Origin of the sequence: Psychrobacter sp. YP14 (assembly GCF_003209315.1) — a bacterium.
Lineage (GTDB): Bacteria > Pseudomonadota > Gammaproteobacteria > Pseudomonadales > Moraxellaceae > Psychrobacter > Psychrobacter raelei.
The window spans coordinates 803,413-822,297 of record NZ_CP029789.1 but is presented as its reverse complement, the minus strand read 5'-3'; the positions used below and the strand labels follow the sequence as shown (position 1 = coordinate 822,297).

13 protein-coding genes are annotated in these 18,885 nt (G+C 44.0%); 6 read left to right on the top strand and 7 right to left on the bottom strand.

Annotated features, from left to right (window positions below; genetic code table 11):
* Nucleotides 1–522 precede the first annotated feature (522 nt).
* The gene (locus DLE54_RS03505; RefSeq protein ID WP_110816270.1) at nucleotides 523–1,905 is read right to left on the bottom strand and encodes a NarK family nitrate/nitrite MFS transporter; all 1,383 of its coding nucleotides are present in this window, start codon (nucleotides 1,903–1,905) and stop codon (nucleotides 523–525) included.
* 305 nt (nucleotides 1,906–2,210) lie between these two features.
* On the opposite strand from DLE54_RS03505, the gene DLE54_RS03500 reads away from it, so the two are divergent.
* Together DLE54_RS03500 and narL are read left to right on the top strand one after the other, a co-directional pair.
* Nucleotides 2,211–4,133 carry a histidine kinase gene (locus DLE54_RS03500; RefSeq protein WP_110816269.1) on the top strand — a complete coding sequence of 641 codons (1,923 nt, stop codon included), beginning with the start codon at nucleotides 2,211–2,213 and terminating at the stop codon, nucleotides 4,131–4,133.
* A gap of 128 nt (nucleotides 4,134–4,261) precedes the next feature.
* Nucleotides 4,262–4,921: a two-component system response regulator NarL gene (narL, locus tag DLE54_RS03495; RefSeq protein WP_011959943.1), complete on the top strand. Its 660-nt coding sequence runs from the start codon at nucleotides 4,262–4,264 to the stop codon at nucleotides 4,919–4,921.
* A gap of 178 nt (nucleotides 4,922–5,099) precedes the next feature.
* Here narL and DLE54_RS03490 read toward each other — a convergent pair whose 3' ends face one another.
* Nucleotides 5,100–6,596: an MFS transporter gene (locus DLE54_RS03490; protein WP_110816268.1), complete on the bottom strand. Its 1,497-nt coding sequence runs from the start codon at nucleotides 6,594–6,596 to the stop codon at nucleotides 5,100–5,102.
* 473 nt (nucleotides 6,597–7,069) lie between these two features.
* Between DLE54_RS03490 and DLE54_RS03485 the strand changes: the two genes are divergently transcribed.
* The 4 genes from DLE54_RS03485 to DLE54_RS03470 all read left to right on the top strand — a co-directional run bounded on the left by DLE54_RS03485 (nucleotide 7,070) and on the right by DLE54_RS03470 (nucleotide 11,256).
* Nucleotides 7,070–8,128, top strand: coding sequence for a siderophore ABC transporter substrate-binding protein (locus DLE54_RS03485; RefSeq protein ID WP_110816267.1), 1,059 nt, complete (start codon nucleotides 7,070–7,072; stop codon nucleotides 8,126–8,128).
* Nucleotides 8,129–8,173: 45 nt separating this feature from the next.
* Nucleotides 8,174–9,232 carry an ABC transporter permease gene (locus DLE54_RS03480; protein ID WP_110816266.1) on the top strand — a complete coding sequence of 353 codons (1,059 nt, stop codon included), beginning with the start codon at nucleotides 8,174–8,176 and terminating at the stop codon, nucleotides 9,230–9,232.
* Between the two features lie 57 nt (nucleotides 9,233–9,289).
* The gene (locus DLE54_RS03475; RefSeq protein ID WP_110816265.1) at nucleotides 9,290–10,399 is read left to right on the top strand and encodes an iron chelate uptake ABC transporter family permease subunit; all 1,110 of its coding nucleotides are present in this window, start codon (nucleotides 9,290–9,292) and stop codon (nucleotides 10,397–10,399) included.
* A gap of 95 nt (nucleotides 10,400–10,494) precedes the next feature.
* A complete protein-coding gene (locus tag DLE54_RS03470; protein WP_110816264.1) occupies nucleotides 10,495–11,256 on the top strand; it encodes an ABC transporter ATP-binding protein in 762 nt (253 codons plus the stop codon).
* A gap of 26 nt (nucleotides 11,257–11,282) precedes the next feature.
* Here DLE54_RS03470 and DLE54_RS03465 read toward each other — a convergent pair whose 3' ends face one another.
* From DLE54_RS03465 to DLE54_RS03445, 5 genes are all read right to left on the bottom strand, one after another.
* The gene (locus DLE54_RS03465) at nucleotides 11,283–12,668 is read right to left on the bottom strand and encodes an FAD-binding oxidoreductase (protein WP_264755972.1); all 1,386 of its coding nucleotides are present in this window, start codon (nucleotides 12,666–12,668) and stop codon (nucleotides 11,283–11,285) included.
* A 111-nt stretch (nucleotides 12,669–12,779) separates the two neighbouring features.
* Complete coding sequence (locus tag DLE54_RS03460; RefSeq protein WP_110816263.1) at nucleotides 12,780–14,066, bottom strand: NAD(P)/FAD-dependent oxidoreductase; 1,287 nt, start codon at nucleotides 14,064–14,066, stop codon at nucleotides 12,780–12,782.
* 22 nt (nucleotides 14,067–14,088) lie between these two features.
* Complete coding sequence (nhaC, locus tag DLE54_RS03455) at nucleotides 14,089–15,549, bottom strand: Na+/H+ antiporter NhaC (protein ID WP_110816262.1); 1,461 nt, start codon at nucleotides 15,547–15,549, stop codon at nucleotides 14,089–14,091.
* A 256-nt stretch (nucleotides 15,550–15,805) separates the two neighbouring features.
* Nucleotides 15,806–17,296, bottom strand: a complete 1,491-nt coding sequence (locus DLE54_RS03450; RefSeq protein WP_110816261.1) for an aldehyde dehydrogenase family protein — start codon at nucleotides 17,294–17,296, stop codon at nucleotides 15,806–15,808.
* 166 nt (nucleotides 17,297–17,462) lie between these two features.
* Nucleotides 17,463–18,851 carry a VOC family protein gene (locus DLE54_RS03445; RefSeq protein ID WP_110816260.1) on the bottom strand — a complete coding sequence of 463 codons (1,389 nt, stop codon included), beginning with the start codon at nucleotides 18,849–18,851 and terminating at the stop codon, nucleotides 17,463–17,465.
* Between the last annotated feature and the right edge of the window lie 34 nt (nucleotides 18,852–18,885).

Genomic DNA, 18,885 nt, shown 5'->3' with positions numbered 1-18,885 from the left:
TGCTATCCTCTAGGTTAAGACTTCATTACAAAAAGCTCAGAGCAGCAGCCTGTATCCTTAATGCTGTCAGTGCGTGAGCAATAGATATCATTAGATAGGCTGTATTCTATTTGTCCCGTACCTGGCTTACTATCATCTAACATAGGCAATCGCCTACCACTTTAGGGTTAGCTCATGGCTCTTTTTTTGAGCTCTATTTTTTTCATGACCTCAAAGTTGTAACGATTAAGTTATCCACTTTTTTGTAACCAAACCTTTTTTAAGACAGTTAGCGGCTTTACTTTGGGCAATAAAAAAGCGCCACTTATATAAGTGACGCTTTCACCGCTTAGTTTTAATAATAGGACTTACGCAAAACCCAGAATGTAATCCTTAAAGAGCGACTGGGGGTTGTTTTTGAAGCCTCTGGAACTACCGTACAGCAAGCGAGAAAATAATACCCAATCGCTAAAAACCCTAATCCTGCGTAAGTCCTAAATAACTACATTGTGTGTCTTACCATTATAGCCCTACAATATAGCCCTATGACGGATACTCTGCATTTTTGCGGCTGTAATACCACCAGGTTAAGACAATACAAACCACATAATAGGCAATCAAAGCGATGAATGTGCCATTGACACCTAAGCCTGAACCAAACATCTTAGGCACAAAGAAAGCACCATAAGCCGCTACTGCTGAGGTAAAGCCCACCACTGCTGCTGACTCTTTGCGAATCTCAACAAACAAAGGCTCTGTGCCTACTTTATCAGGATGCTCACGCTCTAATACCGTTCTAAAGATAACTGGAATCATACGGAAGGTTGAGCCATTACCAATCCCTGTGGTAATAAACAGCACCATAAATGAGATCAGATACCCCGTAAAGCTACCGGCGCTGGTGCCACTTGGTAAGAAGTACATCACTGCAAATACCGCTAATATCATCACCACGTAGTTCCAGAATGTCACTCGGGCGCCGCCCAATTTATCAGCAATCCAGCCACCTACAGGACGGAATAACGCACCGACTAAGGGGCCTAAAAAGGCAAATTGCAACGCATTGACATCCGGAAATCCTTTTTTAATCAGCATCGGAAAGGCGGCCGAAAAGCCAATAAACGAGCCAAAGGTGGCCATATATAGCACACACATGATCCAGTTGTGCTTGCGCTTAAAGATAACCGCTTGATCTTTAAACGATGCCTTTGCCGAGGCGATATCATTCATCAAAAACCAAGCAGCAATAGAGACCAGTGCAATAAAAGGCACCCAGATAAAGCCTGCATTTTGCAGATAAAGTGTTTTGCCCGCTTCAGTGACTTGCGGTGCACCGCCAAGTGCGCCAAACACACCAAACCCAATAACCAAAGGCACCACAAACTGCATCACAGACACACCTAGGTTGCCCAGACCTGCGTTTAAACCCAGTGCTGTGCCTTGCTTGTCTTTAGGATAAAAAAACGAGATGTTTGACATAGAGGACGCAAAGTTTGCGCCACCAAAGCCGCACAGTAGTGCAATCATGGCAAACACGCTAAAGGGCGTATCAGGATTTTGAACCGCGAAGCCCATCCACACTGCAGGAATAAGCAGTGACGCGGTAGAGATGGCTGTCCAGCGACGTCCACCAAAGATAGGCACCATAAACGAATAAAAAATACGCAGCGTCGCCCCAGACAATCCTGGTAAAGCGGCCAGCCAAAACAGCTGCCCCTCATCAAAGCCAAAGCCAATCTCAGGCAAGTTAACAATCACCGCACTCCAGACCATCCATACCGCAAAGGCCAATAGCAGTGCTGGGATAGACACCCATAAGTTTCGGCTGGCGACCTGTTTACCGCCATTTTCCCAAAAATCCTCCATTTCTGGGCGCCAGTCAGTGATGAGCTTGCCCCCTTTTAAGTCTTCTTTATTCACACCCATACTTACCTCACTTAGTACTGTTGATAACTCACAGTCACGGCTTGTTGTTCGATAAGTTAAGGTACTTCAGCCATCATGAATTTAATATGGTTATAAGGGTTTAATGTATCCACTTAAGTAGGTAACTTGCATTAGCGCTTATTAACTACTACTTTAGGAGTATGTCAAAGCTTGGGGCGTAAATGCTAATTTAGCCTACCTCTTTTTTTTCTCATCTTTTTTGGCTCAAAGAAATACTCAAAATATCTAAAAAGATCGGCTCCAGAAACTTTTTTAAATTCAAATATATCAAGTAGTTATATACGATGCCCATACCTAATACATTAGCAGTTCGCTCTTGGATAGCCACGACACTGATTATTTTGCTCTTTTTGGGCACTGCCCTAAGTAGTGGGTTTTTGGCATGGGCGGCGCAAAATGATGCCAAAGCCATTAATACTGCTGGCTCCATTAGAATGGCCACCTACCGCATGAATTTTTTATTGGTGGCCGACCAAAGTAGCGCTGAGCTAAGAGCTGCGGATATCAGCTCAGTGCAGCAGATTAATCAGCTGATAGACGATATGAATCGGCGTCAAAGCTTACTGCAACAATATCAAAGCCAACGTACCAATAAAGACACTCGCATCGATCGACAAATTGAGCGCATTCATCAAGGCTGGACACAGACCTTAATGCCTCTACTATTGGCACGTGACAGCGTAGGGTTTTATAAAGCGTCCTTGCCATATATACAGCAAGTTGATGCGGTGGTGTCTCAATTACAGTATCGTAATGAGCAGCGGCAAAACCGCCAGCAGTTATTACAGCTCATCTCAATGAGTCTGATGATACTTATCATGATTGGCGGTATTTATGAGCTGCGTAAAAAGGTATTATTGCCGGTCAAAAAATTGATGCAGGCCAAAGCTGCCTTTACCTCAGGTAAGCTAGAGACTCGGGTTCACTTGACCGGTTATAAAGAGTTTGAGGAGCTTGGCCGCTCTTTTAATGATATGGTGAGCACCATTGAGCAAAATAAACAATTTTTGGAAAGACAAATTACATCAAAAACCGCGCACCTAACGCAGGCCAACCAAGTATTGTCTCTGCTGTATGACTTTGCCAAATACTTAACCACCAGCCAGGTGAGTATTACTGAACTAAACCGGCTGATTGCAGATTTTGGTAAAATTATCCCAGAGCTTGAATTCACACTGTGTATCAAAGGCGATTTAATCGACAATAAAGATGCCATTGCCATTCACAGTAGTGAGCTGCGAGATTTGTGCTCCACCACCACCTGTGATAGCTGTTTGATTCAGTCCAGCTTCTATACGGAGTCTTTTTTGATCCGTCATCAAAAGTCGCAGTTTGGGGATTTACGGGTGCGCCCTAAATCTTTAGGCATAAGCCGCCCTACTGAGCAGGCCACCCCATCAGAGAACCGCATTCCTTTGGTACAGATAGCTCAACTTGATTCGATGATCGATGATACAGAAACACAAGCATTAATTGCCAATAACAAGCCGGCCATCACCGCTTTAACCAACTTAATTAGTACGGCGATGTTTTTGTTACAGCAGCGCCAACAAGAGCATCAGATCATATTATTAGAGGAGCGCGCCACCATCGCTCGTGAGTTGCATGACTCATTAGCGCAGTCTTTATCTTACTTGAAGATACAGACCACTATTTTGGAAAAGCGACTGCAGCACACTCACTGTGATAGCCCAGATTTGGCGTTAGTAAGTGACTCTATTGGCAAGCTAAAAGACGGATTAACCTCTGCCTATCAGCACCTAAGAGACCTGTTGGTAACCTTCCGTCTAAGCCTTAATGATGACAGTTTCGATGAGGCACTACACAATTCGGCAGAAGAATTTGCCAAAAAAGGCGGCTTTAATGTCAAGGTGAGCAATCAAGTTATCTCCTTAAATCTAAGCGCAAGCGAGCAGGTCAATGTGATTCAGATTGTTCGAGAGGCCTTATCTAATATCTGCCGCCATGCCAATGCGAAGAACGTGACCGTAAATTTTGGCTATATTGCAGACAGTAATGATACCTTGTTAAGTATTAGCGATGATGGCAAAGGGCTATCAGGTAGTTTTGATCAGACCCATCATCATGGGCTTATGATTATGCAAGAGCGCGCCAAAAGCTTGGGCGGCCAATTAACTGTCAGCAATAATGAGCCGACAGGCACTGTGGTAGAAGCACGCTTTTCGCCAGATTTTTTTAATGGATAGCTTGTGGCGCCTTGTTGTATACAGCTTCTTTGTTCATCAGTTATGTGTTAACAGACCCTTTTTCTAGTAATACGATTTAAATGTTTATATTTGATTATTCTTTTTATTTTTTACCTTTGTGAGTCTCTATGTCAACGAAAGTTTATACCGCGACCTCCCCTGCCAAAATCCTCCTGGTCGATGACCATCCCATGCTACGACGTGGTATGGCCGATCTACTTAGCTTAGAGCCCGACTTTCAAGTAGTCGCCGATGTCAGTAGTGGTGAAGAAGCATTGAGCTATCTTGCCCAAAACCAAGTGGACTTAGTGATTCTTGATCAAAACATGCCAGGCCTTAGCGGTTTAGATACTGCTGAGCAAATTCGTGAGCAAGGCCATCAGGCTAAAGTACTGATGTTCACAGTCTCTGATAGTGGCGATGATATCCATAATGCGTTAAAGCTTGGGGTAAATGGCTACTTATTAAAAGACATGCAGCCTGAGCAAGTGGCACTTGATATTCGTAAAGCCTTACGCGGTGAGCTGGTGGTCAGCTCGCGCTTAGCTGCTGTGTTAGCCCAAGCACTGCGTACGCCTAATTTAGATGACATTGTCAGCAACTTAACAAGCCGTGAGCTGCAAGTGGTAAAAATGATTGCCAAAGGCCACAGTAATAAGATGATTGGTAATGAGCTGGGCATTTCTGAGTCGACCGTAAAAGTTCACGTCAAACATATTTTAAATAAAACCAATTTGCGCACTCGAGTAGATGTCGCAGTGTGGGCGGTGAATAATTTGACCGCTTAACCCTTTGCTGTCTTAAGCTTTGAATTACAGGCAATACCTTTTATTTGACTGTCTTTAAGCCATACATAAAAAAAGCCAACCAAACAATCGCTTGGGTGGCTTTTTTTATTCACTACGAGACTAAGGGCATCCGTATAGCTTTAAAGCCATTGTCAGAGTTTCAGTCATTTGTCATAGCTCACAACTTGTTTTGTGCCAAGCGATCTTGCTCTGCCAAAGCGATATCCACCGACGACATCTTGTACTCATCGCCAAAGGCATCATCAGGCTCTTTGAGCCAAAAAAAGCACACCAGCCATGCCACAAAGGCCCCACCGGCGATGATATAAAAGAACTGGTTAGGCTCAACAAAGGTGTAGATAAATAAGTAAAATACCGCACCCACGTTACCATAAGCGCCTGCCATACCTGAGATTTGACCGGTCAAACGGCGCTTGATAGAAGGAATAATGCCAAAGGTTGCCCCTTCTGCACCCTGCACAAACACCGAACAACCAATGGTAAAGACGACTGCAATAAATAATGGCCAATCAGCGTTGAGTAGTCCCATAAGCGCAAAGCCAATACCGATGCCAAACATATAAACCAGCATCACCAGACGGCGGTTGCCAATTTTATCTGAAATATAACCGCCTAAAGGTCGGGCCCAAAGGTTAACAAAAGCAAAAGTAGAAGCGATTAGACCGGCCGCTGTGGCATCTAGCTTCCAAGTACTGGCAAAGAACATAGGTAGCATAGAGACGACCGCCAGCTCCGCGCCAAAGTTGGCAAAATAAGACACATTTAAAGCGGCCACCGATTTAAAGGGGTATTTGTCATCTTCTGGAATGCCCGCTTTGAGCATAGGAATATTGACACTCAAGGCTTTGTAAATCTGATAAATTACCACCACCGCGATCATCACATAACAGACGATAGCACCTGTCGCAGACAAAAACCCCATGTCTTGAGTGCGATAAACCAGCACCCCCAACACCCCATACAATGGGATAGTAAACAAGCAGTATAACCACAAATCTCGCCAGCTGGATACCTCTAAGGCGCCCGCCTTTCTAGATCTTTGGTGCGTATCTGCTGTTGGCCCATCAGTAATCAAAAACCAATACGCTACCCCATATAGCGCCATCAACAAGCCAGACAATGCTATGGCCCAGCGCCACCCATCATGACCACCGAAGAACTGTAAAGCCACAGTGGGAATAGTAATCGCAGCCGCCGCAGAGCCAAAGTTTCCCCATCCAGCATAAAAGCCTTCTGCAAAACCAATGTCTTTGGGCTTAAACCAAAGCGCGGTCATATGAATACCGACCACAAAGCCTGCCCCGACAATAGACATAAATAGCCGAGATACAAACAGCTGCATCGCCGATGTGCCAAAGGCGAAGAACCACGTGGGTATCGCCATCACTATCATTAATACCGAAAACACCCGGCGCGGGCCGAATCTATCTAATGCCATGCCCACCACTACGCGGCCAGGAATGGTCAACGCCACGTTAGCAATCAAAAACAGCTTGATATGCTCAGGCGTCAAATAACTTTCAGCCGCCAGCATAGAAGTTGCCAGCGGCGCCATGTTAAACCAAACATAAAAGGTTAGAAAAAAAGCAATCCAGGTATAGTGCAGCGCTCTAATATCACGGCGCTCAACCTCAAGCAGCTCCTTGGCATGCATGATGCGTCTCCTGAGCAATAAACATAAAAAAAAGCAGTGATGTTGGCAAGCTCCCGTCTTTAAAGACCCTGTGAGCTTAGCAAGTCACTGCCCTGTAATTGCTTTTAATATAGCGCCAATCTTAATCAATACCTATTGAGCAAAAGCGGTACATAAGCCTAATTCCCTACCCCTTTTGGGGGATAACAGACCCACTTAAAAGTAACAAAACACCCTTGTTTTATTTAATGCGAATTATTATCATTTATTTTTGCATTTAAAAAGCGTATCATAGGCTCATTCTCAAAAAATTAGCAGACATCTGATGTACCACTCGCAGTTAATTTAGAGGGTCTGTGCGCTATGCCATCAGATAAGAGGGTTTTGTTTTTTTATAGTCTAGTTTTTTGACATGTTTTACAGCTTTTTATTTAACAGCCATTGTCTTGTCATGGCTTTTTTAACGACTAAGTTTAATGATTAAGTGAGATTTTATGTTTACCAAACGTCTATCCTCTGCCGCCGCCTCTTCTGCGTATCCCAAAGCCAAGTTGGCTCTACTCACCTTAATGGTGAGCGGTGCGCTTTTTGGTTGCTCTCCTAAACAGACAGACACTCAAACTGACAGTGCCGCTGAAACTCAAAGTGAGACTGGCTCTGAAGCGGCCACCACAGAGTCAAGTGCGAACCAAGCACAAGTAAGCATTGATACCACTCGCGGTGAAGTAACTTTACCCACCAATCCTGAGCCATTAGCTGTATATGACATGACCTTAATGCAGGATTTAGCTGCCTTAGAAGTACCTGTAGCTGGTCTGCCTGACAACTTACATTTAGACAATCTAAAAGCGGCAGGTGCCCCAGAGAGCCAGAATATCGGTACTTTATTCGAGCCTGATATGGAAGCACTTAACCAAATGCAGCCCAAAGCCATTTTAATTGGCTCACGTATGGCAGAAAAATATGATGCCCTTAGCAAAATGGCGCCAACTTTAGACCTGACCTTAGATACTGAAAATATTTATGAGTCTAGCAAACAGCGCTTAGCTGATTTAGGTAAGCTATTTAACAAAGCCGATAAAGCCGCTCAGTTGCAACAAGACATTGATCAAGCCATCGAGCAAGCCAAAGCCGCCAGTGCCGGTAAAGGCAATGGTTTGGTTGTCCTAGTAAACGGCAATAAAATCTCAGCCTATGGCGAAAAATCTCGCTTTGGGTTCTTACATACCGTCTTTGGTATTCCTGCTGCTGATACTCAGATTGAAGATGGCCGACATGGTCAACCCGTATCTTTTGAATACTTACAAAAAATCGATCCAGACTGGTTATTTGTGCTAGATAGAAGCTCAGCCGTTGGTGAAGAAGGCGTAGGTGCAGATGCGGTATTAGACAACCCATTAATGCATCAAACCAAAGCTTGGAAAAACAAACATATTGTCTACCTAAGCCCAGACTCATACCTTGCTTTCGGGGGTTACTATCAGTGGCTAAAAGACACCAAGATCGTCACTGATGCCTTGAGTAAAGCCGAAACAGTTGAAAGCGCTCAATAAGCACACGCTTATCCCTCAATTTTTACAGTAAAAATAAAGACCGTTATGTTTGATTCTTCTGCCAAACCTAAAGCTCGACATGTTTTGCTATCGCCTATGCTGCTCAACACGTTAAGTGTGCTGCTATTGGTGGCTCTAATTTTGCTAAGCTTATCGCTGGGTGTGGCAGATTTTTCATGGCAAGGGCTGTGGCAAGCCTTAACTCAGCAGTCGGTCAGTAACGATTTACAGTTGTTGCTGGTAAGCCGACTGCCGCGCACGCTGGCCATTATTTTGACCGGTGCCTCTTTAGCTGTGGCGGGGATGATTTTACAAGTTGTGTTAAAAAACCGCTTCGTTGACCCCTCCATGGTGGGCGCCACCCAAAGCGCAGGCCTAGGCCTACTTTTGGTCAGCCTATACTTGCCCACAAGTAGCCTATTTAGCAAGATGCTCATTGCGACCTTGTGCGCTATCGCCGGTATGGTGCTGTTTATGCGTTTGATTAAGCATTTGCCTGCCACAGATATCTTAATGGTCCCTTTGGTAGGCATTGTGTTTGGCGGTATTATTGAGGCGGTCACTACCTTTATTGCCTATGAAACGGAGTCTTTGCAGATGCTGTCAGTGTGGCGCTTTGGGGATTTTTCTACTATTTTGGCGGGGCGTTATGAGCTGCTGTATGTGACTGGTGCGTTGGCACTGGTGGCATACTTTTTGGCCGACAAACTAACCATTGTGGGATTAGGCGAAGCCATTGCTATTAACTTAGGGGTGAACCAGCGCTTGATGACCTGGTTTGTGATCTTGACTGTGGCCATGATTAGTGCCGTGGTGGTGGTTACGGTAGGCGCCATTCCCTTTGTCGGGCTGGTCGTACCTAATATTATCAGCCGCTTAATGGGAGACAGTCTACGTCGATGCTTGCCGGCAGTGGCATTATTCGGCTCAAGCCTAGTGCTGCTATGCGATGTGATTGGCCGCAGCATCCGCTACCCCTTTGAAGTACCGGTAGCGACCGTATTCGGTGTTATTGGCGCCGCGATATTTTTATGGATGTTACTCCGTAAACCTCGCAAACCCAAACCTCGTAAGCTTGAAGCCAATCCATCGGCCCAAGCCTAAGCCCACAGCTCTTAAGTCGTATCTTCTCATTTATCCTTTTTGCCAGCTAAGCTTATTATGAATTCATCCAAGCAAGCATCCACCACATCAATGCCTAAGTCCTCTAGCAATAATAAAGATTGTGCAGGCTCGCAGTTTGTGTCCTCAAATAGCCAAACTTCTAAACATCCACTTACCGCTCACCCTGTACAGCTGCGTATTAATCCAGGCTTGGTATTTAGCAAACCGGTGTGGCTTGCTTTGCTGACTTTACTGGTAAGCTGCGTGCTGTTTATGACCTTACAGGCCAATGGCAACTGGGACTTTGTGTTGCCGTTCCGGGGGCAAAAGTTGGCGGCACTTATGATTGTGGGCTACTGTATTGGAGTCTCGACACTGCTGTTTCAAAGCCTCACCCACAACCCAATTTTAACGCCTGCCCTATTGGGCTTTGACTCGTTATATATTCTTATCCAAAGCCTATTGGTGTTCTTCTTGGGTGCGTTGAATATGTTTACCAGTCAGCCGTTACTAAAGTTTGGCATTGAAGTGGCACTGATGGTGGCCGCCTCCTTATTCCTTTTTCGGCTATTATTTAATCGCACTGAGCACTCTTTATCTCGGCTAATTTTAGTCGGCATTATCTTTGGCGTGTTATTTAGAAGCTTATCAAATTTGGTGGCACGCCTCATTAACCCCGAAGACTTCGTAGTGATACAAGCGGCCAGCTTTGCCCAATTTAATATCACCAATGTCCATATGATGTGGCTGAGCCTGGCCATTTGTCTTGTCAGTGCATGGCTTATTTGGCGCTGGCGCTTTCAGGTCGATGTACTGATGCTTGGCCGCTCCGATGCAATTGGTCTGGGCATTGATTATCAAGGTTTAACCCTGCGTCTATTGGTGGTCATCTCAGTGTTGGTCGCAACCGCAACTGCCTTTGTCGGCCCTATCGTATTTTTGGGGTTATTGGTGTGCGCTTTGACCAACCGCATAAGCCACAGCATGTATCATAGCGAGCGTATCGTTTTGGTCAGCTTGGTGTCCATGATTACGTTGGTATTGGGTCAGACTTTGTTTGAGCGGGTGCTTGGCATGGCCGGTGTGTTGTCAGTTGTGATTGAACTGCTCGGCGGCATGGTCTTTATCGGCCTGATTTTAAAGCAGTATCGCAAGCAGGTGGCCTAAGTGATCCATAAGCCCGCTTGGCTGCTTCTTTGACACTTACTGTTATATCCCCCTAATTTTCATCCTATTTTTATACCTGACAGCTGAATATCTTTATGATTACCATTAATAATGTAAGCCATCACATCGATCACCACCCCATCTTAAATAATGTCAGCTTAAGCTTAGAAGATGCGCAAGTGATTGCGTTAATTGGGCCAAATGGCGCCGGAAAGTCCACCTTGTTTAGCGTCATGTCACGCCTACAACCGCTACAAAGTGGGTCGGTTCAGTTTGGTGAGTACGACATTGCACATACCGACAGTAAGGTTATGGCTAAGACAGTGGCCATATTGGCACAGAGCAATCAACTACAAGGCCGCTTGCGGGTAGAAGAGCTATTGATGTTCGGCCGTTATCCGTATCATCAAGGCCGGCCTACCCCAGCCGATCATCAAAAGGTGGCTGAGGTTATTGAGAAGTTTGAATTGCAAGATATGGCACACCGCTACTTATCTACCTTATCAGGTGGGCAACAGCAGCGGGTATTGATTGCTATGATTGTCTGCCAGGATACCCCTTATTTACTGCTTGATGAGCCGCTTAACAACTTAGACATGTACCACTCAGGCCAGCTGATGCGCGCCCTACGCAGTTTGGCTCATGAACAAAAAAAGACAGTGGTTATTGTGCTACACGATATCAACCAAGCCGCACAGTTCGCCGATACCGTAGTCATGATGAAGACCGGACAAGTTATTCAAACCGGCCATCCTATTGAAGTGCTGACGCAAGAGACCATACAGGATTTATATGGGGTGAAAGCTACCGTCATTGAGCACAAAGGCTATCCGGTTATTATTGATAGCCGAGCTTAGTACAGGTAGTAAGTATAAAACTAAGACTAAACATCAAAAATCTTACCACGGTTCATAATCGCATTAGGATCAAACACTTGTTTTAGTGCTTTTAAGTACTCAATTTCGCTCTCGCTACGGGTGTAGTTCAAATAGGGCTTTTTGGTCATGCCCACACCATGCTCGGCAGACACCGATCCGCCATATTTTTGTACTGTGGCAAACACTAGATCATTAACACTTTGGCATTTTTCAAAGAACTCATCTTTGGATAAATTCTCAGGTTTTAAGATGTTTAAATGCAAGTTACCATCACCAATATGACCAAACCAGCAAATCTCAAAGTCCGGGTAGTTGCTGTTGACCACACTCTCAATATCCCTGATAAACTCAGGCACATAGCTGATCAGTACTGACACATCGTTTTTATATGGGGTAAATACTGAGATGGTCTCTGAGATATACTCGCGCAGTTTCCACAGCTCAGCGGCTTGAGATAGGTTTTGACTCATGACACCATCGACAATCCAGCCATTCTCCATGCACTGCTCAAACATGGCCATCGCCTTATCCATAATAGGCTCATAGGGGGCCTCAAATTCAAGTAGGGCATAATATTTGGTGCGGGCTTCAAAAGGCTCTTGTACATGACCTGTGGCCATCAGCTTCTCAATAGCCACATCATCGAAGAACTCAAAGGCAGTCAAGTCAATTTGAGACTGAAAAGCGGACAGCACATGCATCACATGCTCAAACTTATCCATGCCAAATACCATCACCGTCAAGTCCTGCGGGGCACGTTCAAGCTTGATTTGTGCTTTGGTGACAATGCCTAACGTACCTTCTGCACCGATAAACAAATGACGCAAATCATAACCGGTGGCATTTTTTATCATACCGCGGTTGAGCTGTAAGATATCACCCTTACCAGTGACGACTGTAAGACCCAGCACCCAGTTACGCGTCATGCCATAGCGAATTACTTTGATGCCGCCGGCGTTGGTGCCGATGTTACCCCCAATTTGACTGGAGCCTGCTGAGGCAAAATCCACAGGATAGTATAGGCCTTTGTCTTCAGCGAACTGCTGTAGCTGCTCGGTGATGACACCCGCTTCAATCTCAACCATTCTATCGGCGGGGAAAAACTCACCAATTTTATTCATTTTATCAAGGCTAAGTACAATCTCGCCATGACTGGCCACAGCACCGGCAGATAATCCAGTACGGCCACCACTTGGGGTGATGACTATGCCATATTCATTGGCCAGCTTCACCACGCTTTGGACTTGCTCGGTCGATTTTGGAAACACAATCACAGAGGGTGCAGGCGCAAAGTGCTTGGTCCAGTCTTTGCCCCAATGCGCTAAGCTTTCTGCATCGGTTTTTATTTGACTGGTTTCAAAGCCGTGATTGTTAATTAGCGTCTCTAGGATAAGTTGTAGACTGGATGGTTGAAATAAGTCTATCTTTGTTTCTAAATCTAAAGTTAGCTTGGTCACTAATATAGCTCCATACAACTAATAGCACTTTATGAATATACTCACTTATCTAATGACTTTTAGACATTGCCCAAAATGATATAAAGAGATGCCCATTTCGGTAACGCTAGAGCGCATACCATTACAAGATATCTTGGACTCTTCTATACTTTTAAAAGGAAGCGGTATTTTTTTACGATCACCGGTTAAAATATAGTCAGCAAAACATTTACCTAACAGTGTTCCTGTGGTGATTCCCCTACCATTATATGCAGTAGCAGCTAACAAACTATCATCAACCTCAAATACTCTAAATATGTGATCTTGAGTAAAGCCAAATTTACCTACCCACTCATATTGCCATTCAAATTTAGGCAAGTCAGGATAGTAATGCTTTTGTACAGTATTGGCCCACGCTTGATAAAAAGACTTAGGTTTCATCTTCTTACCTCCCACAGTACCCAGTAACAATCTATTGTCCTTATCACGTCGAATACTAGAGAGTGCTGTTCTTGTATCCCATGCTCCCGTTTTATAAGGTAAAATCTTATCAGCCTGTATATTATTTAAAGGCTCAGAGGCTATTTGATAGTACTCCACTAAGTAGAAAGTCTTCGATAATTGGCTCCACTCACCTTCTGTATAAGCATTAGTAGCCACTATCGTACGATCTGCTTGAACACTTGCTTGCGCTGTTCTGACATACCACTTACCTTCTGATTTTTCGATAGAGGTTACCGCAGAATCCGTATATATTTTTACACCCAAAGACTTAGCTGCTCGAGCTAAGCCATTGACATAAGCTTGAGGATTAATAGTACCTGCACGTTTATCCAATAAGGCTTTATTAATTCGTGTGGTGCCACAGTACTCATGACACTTGCTTCCAGTCAGACGCTCTACATCTGCACCTAATCGCGTCAACTGCTCATAACGTATCTCAACATCTTGTTCGCCTGTGGCATTATGTGCCATATGGATATTGCCCGTTCTGGTCTCTTGAGCATCAATTTTATACTTATCAATAACATCAAAAACCAATTTTGGTGCCAACCCAAGCTCTTGAGTTAAATGTACACCCACCTCCTCACCTAAATATTGATTTAGATCATCTGGGCGAGCCCAAGTCCCTGCGTTTACAAAGCCCACACTACGTCCTGAACCTCCATTACCTACTTGCTTGGACTCCAAGACAATAACATCCACACCTTTTTCTGCTAGATGAATAGCAGCTGATAATCCAGTGTAGCCTGCACCTATGATACAGACTTGAGTATCCGCATCGTGTGTCAGCGATGTAAAGAGCTCCCCTTCAGGGGCAATAAGCCCCCATAAGCATTTTTCTTGCAACATGTTATGGAATCTCCTTTTCCAGTTAAATATTATTACTCGTTATCACTACATGCTCAGATACTGGCACGCTAGGCGTCTCACGAGGTATAAATTTATTCAATGCCAACCACAGTAATCCAAATAATGGAGACAACCAACAAGCGAATGCGTAAGGTGCATAAGTTATAGTGGCTATACCTAATGTCGCTGCTACGAAGCTTCCTCCCATATTCCATGGGATTAACGGAGATAGTAAAGTACCGCAGTCTTCTACTGCGCGAGTGAGCGTGGTGCGCTTATAGCCCATTTCTTGATATTTATCTTTTAATAGACGTCCTGGTAAAACTAAAGTGGTATAAACATCACCAATAATAGTACCCACACCAATCACACTAGCATAACTTGAAATAACCAGACCAAAACGAGTTTTGATGACTTTATCAAGCTTAGCCATGATTGCTTTAAGCGTCCCGTAATGCTCAAGTGAGCCGACAAAAGCCAAGGCAAAAATGGTCAGGGTGACGACCCAAGTCATCGACATTACGCCGCCTTTACTTAGCAACTGATCAACTATTTCTAAGCCTGTTTCACTCTTAAATCCATTTTGTAGAACATTAAACACATCGTGTAAGCCCACACCTTGCATAAACACTGCAATCACTGAAGCTACCACTACGCCTACCAACACTGTCGGAATAGCAGGCATTTTCATAATAGCCGCTCCAATTACTACCACGGCAGGCAATAAAGTAATAACACTTAGATTATAATTACTTGCAAGGCTGGCTTTGATTGCTTCAATTGAAGACATATCTACTGAATCAGAGCCATAACTCGTTCCTATCCATGCGTAGATGAGAACAGCAGTAATCATTGCAGGCACAGTGGTAGGCAACATGCCTTTGATGTGTTCCCATAAATCAATGCCAGCAGCAGCTGGCGTCAAGTTAGTGGTATCAGATAATGGTGACATTTTGTCGCCAAAAAATGCCCCTGAGACAATAGCACCACCAACCAACGGTGCTGGTACACCAAGCCCAAGCCCGATACCCATCATTGCTAATCCTACAGTACCCACAGTACCCCATGAGGTACCCGTGGCTAGAGAGATAATGGCGCAAATAATACAAACTGAGACCAAAAATGATGAGGGAGTGAAGATACTAAATCCGTAATATAAAATAGTAGGCACTGTGCCAGCTATAATCCAAGCACCGATTAACATACCTACACCCATTAAAATAAGTATCGCAGGCAAACCAATTTTTACTACTTTTAAGAACCTTTGCTCCATGCCATCCCAATCACGACCACGCAACTTCATAAATAAACCTGTGATTAAAATACCGCAGGCTAAGGGAATATGAGGCGTAAAGTCTTTGAATACAAAAAACTGCACCATCAGGATTATGGCAGTTAGAACCAAAGGTGCGATATCTAATAAGAAGCTTGAAGAAGGGCCATACCCTTCAACAGAGGGATTTTGATTTTTTTCATCAATCATAGTATTTACCTATCCATAGTAAGACTTGCCATATCCATGGCTTAGACCATTAGAGTTAAGAAACATCCAATATAAATTAAATATTAATTTATATAAAATAAACAATATGTGGTCACTTATTAAAGGACAATGAACCTTATTGCCCTGCAAAACTTTTATTCTAAAAATATCCAAGGTATCTTCTAAGCAACACTTACTTTATAAAGAAATCTTATAAAACAAGAGGCTTAGAAGATTTTTGCAATCGAGAAAAAACTTAGTTGAAGTTAATACCTTGTGCTAATGGAAGCTCAGTTGAATAGTTAATGGTGTTGGTCTGACGACGCATATAGTTTTTCCAAGCATCTGAACCGGATTCACGACCGCCACCCGTTTCTTTTTCACCACCGAAAGCACCACCGATTTCCGCACCACTGGTACCAATATTAACGTTCGCAATACCACAGTCGCTACCACGATCACTTAAGAACTGTTCAGCTTCGCGAATATCATTGGTAAAGATACAAGAAGAGAGACCTTGTGGCACATCGTTTTGCATCTCTAACGCTTGATCGAAGTCTTGGTAGGTCATCACGTATAAAATAGGGGCGAATGTCTCATTACGAACCACATCGTTTTGCTCATCCATCTCAACAATGGCAGGTTTTACATAATAGGCTTCTGGATATTCGCTCTCTAGCACACGCTCACCGCCTGTTACTTTGCCACCAGATTGTTTGGCATTATCCAGCGACTTTTGCATATTAGAGAAGCTATCTTCATCAATTAGAGGACCCACCAAGTTGCCTTCGAGTGGGTGGCCGATACTGACATTCTCATAGGCCGCTTTTACCCGTGGTAAAATCTCATCTTTTACTGACTCATGTACGATCAGGCGACGTAATGTGGTACAGCGCTGTCCTGCAGTACCCACTGCTGAGAATAATATGCCTCGCAAGGCCAGCTCTAAGTCGGCACTTGGGGTCAAAATCATTGCGTTATTACCGCCCAGCTCTAGCAAGCATTTACCAAAACGACTGGCGACTTTTGGTCCTACTGCCTGCCCCATTCTGGTACTGCCTGTGGCACTGATTAATGCCACATCTTTGTGCTCAACCAAAGCGTTACCAACTTCCACTTCACCCAAGAGTATTTGCGATAAATATTCTGGTGCCCCATCGAATTTTGCAAGCGCTTTTTCAAATAAAGCCTGACAAGCCAGTGCTGTTAAAGGCGTCTTCTCTGAAGGCTTCCAAATTACAGGGTTACCGCACACAATCGCTAATGCGGTATTCCATGACCAAACTGCAACAGGGAAGTTAAATGCTGAAATAACACCAATAACACCTAAAGGATGCCAAGTTTCACGCATATGATGGCCAGGACGCTCTGAGGCGATGGTTAAACCATAAAGTTGACGAGACAGACCCACCGCGAAATCACAGATATCAATCATCTCTTGAACTTCGCCTAGGCCTTCTTCTTTAATTTTACCTGCCTCGTAAGAGACTAATGCGCCAAGTTCTTGCTTATACTCACGCAGCACTTCACCCAATAAACGAATTAACTCCCCTCTTTTAGGAGCAGGTACAGTACGCCATTCTTTAAAGGCTTTTTTAGCATTAGAAACTTGCGTTTCTACATCAGATACTTCATGAAGGGTCACTTTGCCGATTACTGATCCATCGATTGGGGTTTTAACTTCAAAGTTACCATTTTGATATAGGCTTTCTTCCACGCCCATAGCTGACATGTACTTCTTAATCATTACTATTCCTTAGTTGATTATTAATGACTTCCTTGGTGTAATTCCAATTTACATGTGTCATTAATGAGTTGCAAAATAAAATATTTCTTACTGTCATTCCCTTTTGGAATGGCCTATAAAAGACATAAGAATAACTTAACCATACCACCCAAACTACTTACCAATCTTAACTAACACGCTGTAAGGCGTTTAGACACCGCTCTAAGCTTTGCTGTTGAAGCTTGCTATACAGTTCAAGCTCGTCATAGACAGGTCTACCTAGCGCTTTTTCAAAGTCTGCCTGGTTTGAATTGCCTTGATAACTGCTTTGTTTGTTATCTTTTAGGTTAGACTGAAAAATACCTGCTGCACTTACGGGCAAGAAGTCTTCGTAAACAATTGGCTCAATACGCAGCACACCTTGACTAACAAGCTCATCTACCTGCTGCATTGATACGCCTGCTTCTAGCTTATCTTCATTTAACTGATAATAAAAATAGGCTAGACCTTGCTCATGTAAGCTGTGATAGTCATCTGGAAACGCTTCAAACTCCTGTGACAGTAGCTGATAATATTGACTCGCATTACTGGCATTTGGCGTTGAGCCAAGCTTAGTACGCGCTGCATTTAACAGCTGGTCATATAAAGCGCGGCCTTTAGGGGTCAGAGCGACACCACGCTGTTCAATCTCACCAAAACGGGCGGTATGCGTTCCAGCAACTGCATCACCGGCATCCCCGGTGAAGTTAACGGCCTCTTCTAATGCCTTAAAGCTGGTTTGACGTAGCAAAATTGGGCAATTACGGCGTGGTGGCCCCTCAATAATATCTTTAGGTGGAATATTACGTTGACTCATGCCTTGTTGGACCGCATCAATATCTAAGGTTCTGGGCGTTAGGTGGTTAATATGGGGGCCTTTAAAACCAACAATATCTGCAATCAATCCATGCTGACTTAATAACTGTTCATACAGAGATTTGCTGATCGGCGAGCTTTCATGCCAACGGAATGTCTCTAATGCTTCACGTACAAACTCCTCACCCTGCTCTGAGGTTAGACCGCCTTGTTTCTCAAACGTTTCAATCAGTTCAATGACTCTATCGGTAAATATATTTCTATTCTCCAGAGCTTGTTTGGCTTTACTGCGTAGCGATTCATCTTCAATCAACTCTAATCGTAAAAGAGAGGTGAATACTCGAAATGGGCTAATATTTAATGCCTCAGTAGTTACTGCACGAAATGCTGTGGAATGTACTGGCACTCCTGCAGGTGTCAAATCATAATAGCCCACCGGATACATACCCATTACAGCAAATAGACGGCGCATGGTCTCAAGCTCTTGGGCCGTACCTAGGCGAATAGCGCCATGTCTTTCTGCACTCAATCTGTCTAGCTCGCCGGTATTGATTAGCTGCTGTTTAATTTCTGGCTGCTGCTGCATAACTGATTCATTTACTTCATTTACCAACTCTATTAGGTTGGTATATAAAGGCACTTCTTTTTGGTACATGGTCGACATAGCTATTGAGAACTGGTAGCGAATCTCATCGGTTTTTATAAAGTTTGTTGCTGTCATAGTGACTACCTTAATATTTTATAGAGTTTTGTAC

Bases quoted from the DNA above. Each gene is read 5' to 3' on its own strand.
- DLE54_RS03505 (WP_110816270.1), bottom strand. From the start codon at position 1,905: ATGGGTGTGAATAAAGAAGACTTAAAAGGGGGCAAGCTCATCACTGAC.
- DLE54_RS03500 (WP_110816269.1), top strand. From the start codon at position 2,211: ATGCCCATACCTAATACATTAGCAGTTCGCTCTTGGATAGCCACGACA.
- narL (WP_011959943.1), top strand. From the start codon at position 4,262: ATGTCAACGAAAGTTTATACCGCGACCTCCCCTGCCAAAATCCTCCTG.
- DLE54_RS03490 (WP_110816268.1), bottom strand. From the start codon at position 6,596: ATGCATGCCAAGGAGCTGCTTGAGGTTGAGCGCCGTGATATTAGAGCG.
- DLE54_RS03485 (WP_110816267.1), top strand. From the start codon at position 7,070: ATGTTTACCAAACGTCTATCCTCTGCCGCCGCCTCTTCTGCGTATCCC.
- DLE54_RS03480 (WP_110816266.1), top strand. From the start codon at position 8,174: ATGTTTGATTCTTCTGCCAAACCTAAAGCTCGACATGTTTTGCTATCG.
- DLE54_RS03475 (WP_110816265.1), top strand. From the start codon at position 9,290: ATGAATTCATCCAAGCAAGCATCCACCACATCAATGCCTAAGTCCTCT.
- DLE54_RS03470 (WP_110816264.1), top strand. From the start codon at position 10,495: ATGATTACCATTAATAATGTAAGCCATCACATCGATCACCACCCCATC.
- DLE54_RS03460 (WP_110816263.1), bottom strand. From the start codon at position 14,066: ATGTTGCAAGAAAAATGCTTATGGGGGCTTATTGCCCCTGAAGGGGAG.
- nhaC (WP_110816262.1), bottom strand. From the start codon at position 15,549: ATGATTGATGAAAAAAATCAAAATCCCTCTGTTGAAGGGTATGGCCCT.
- DLE54_RS03450 (WP_110816261.1), bottom strand. From the start codon at position 17,296: ATGATTAAGAAGTACATGTCAGCTATGGGCGTGGAAGAAAGCCTATAT.
- DLE54_RS03445 (WP_110816260.1), bottom strand. From the start codon at position 18,851: ATGACAGCAACAAACTTTATAAAAACCGATGAGATTCGCTACCAGTTC.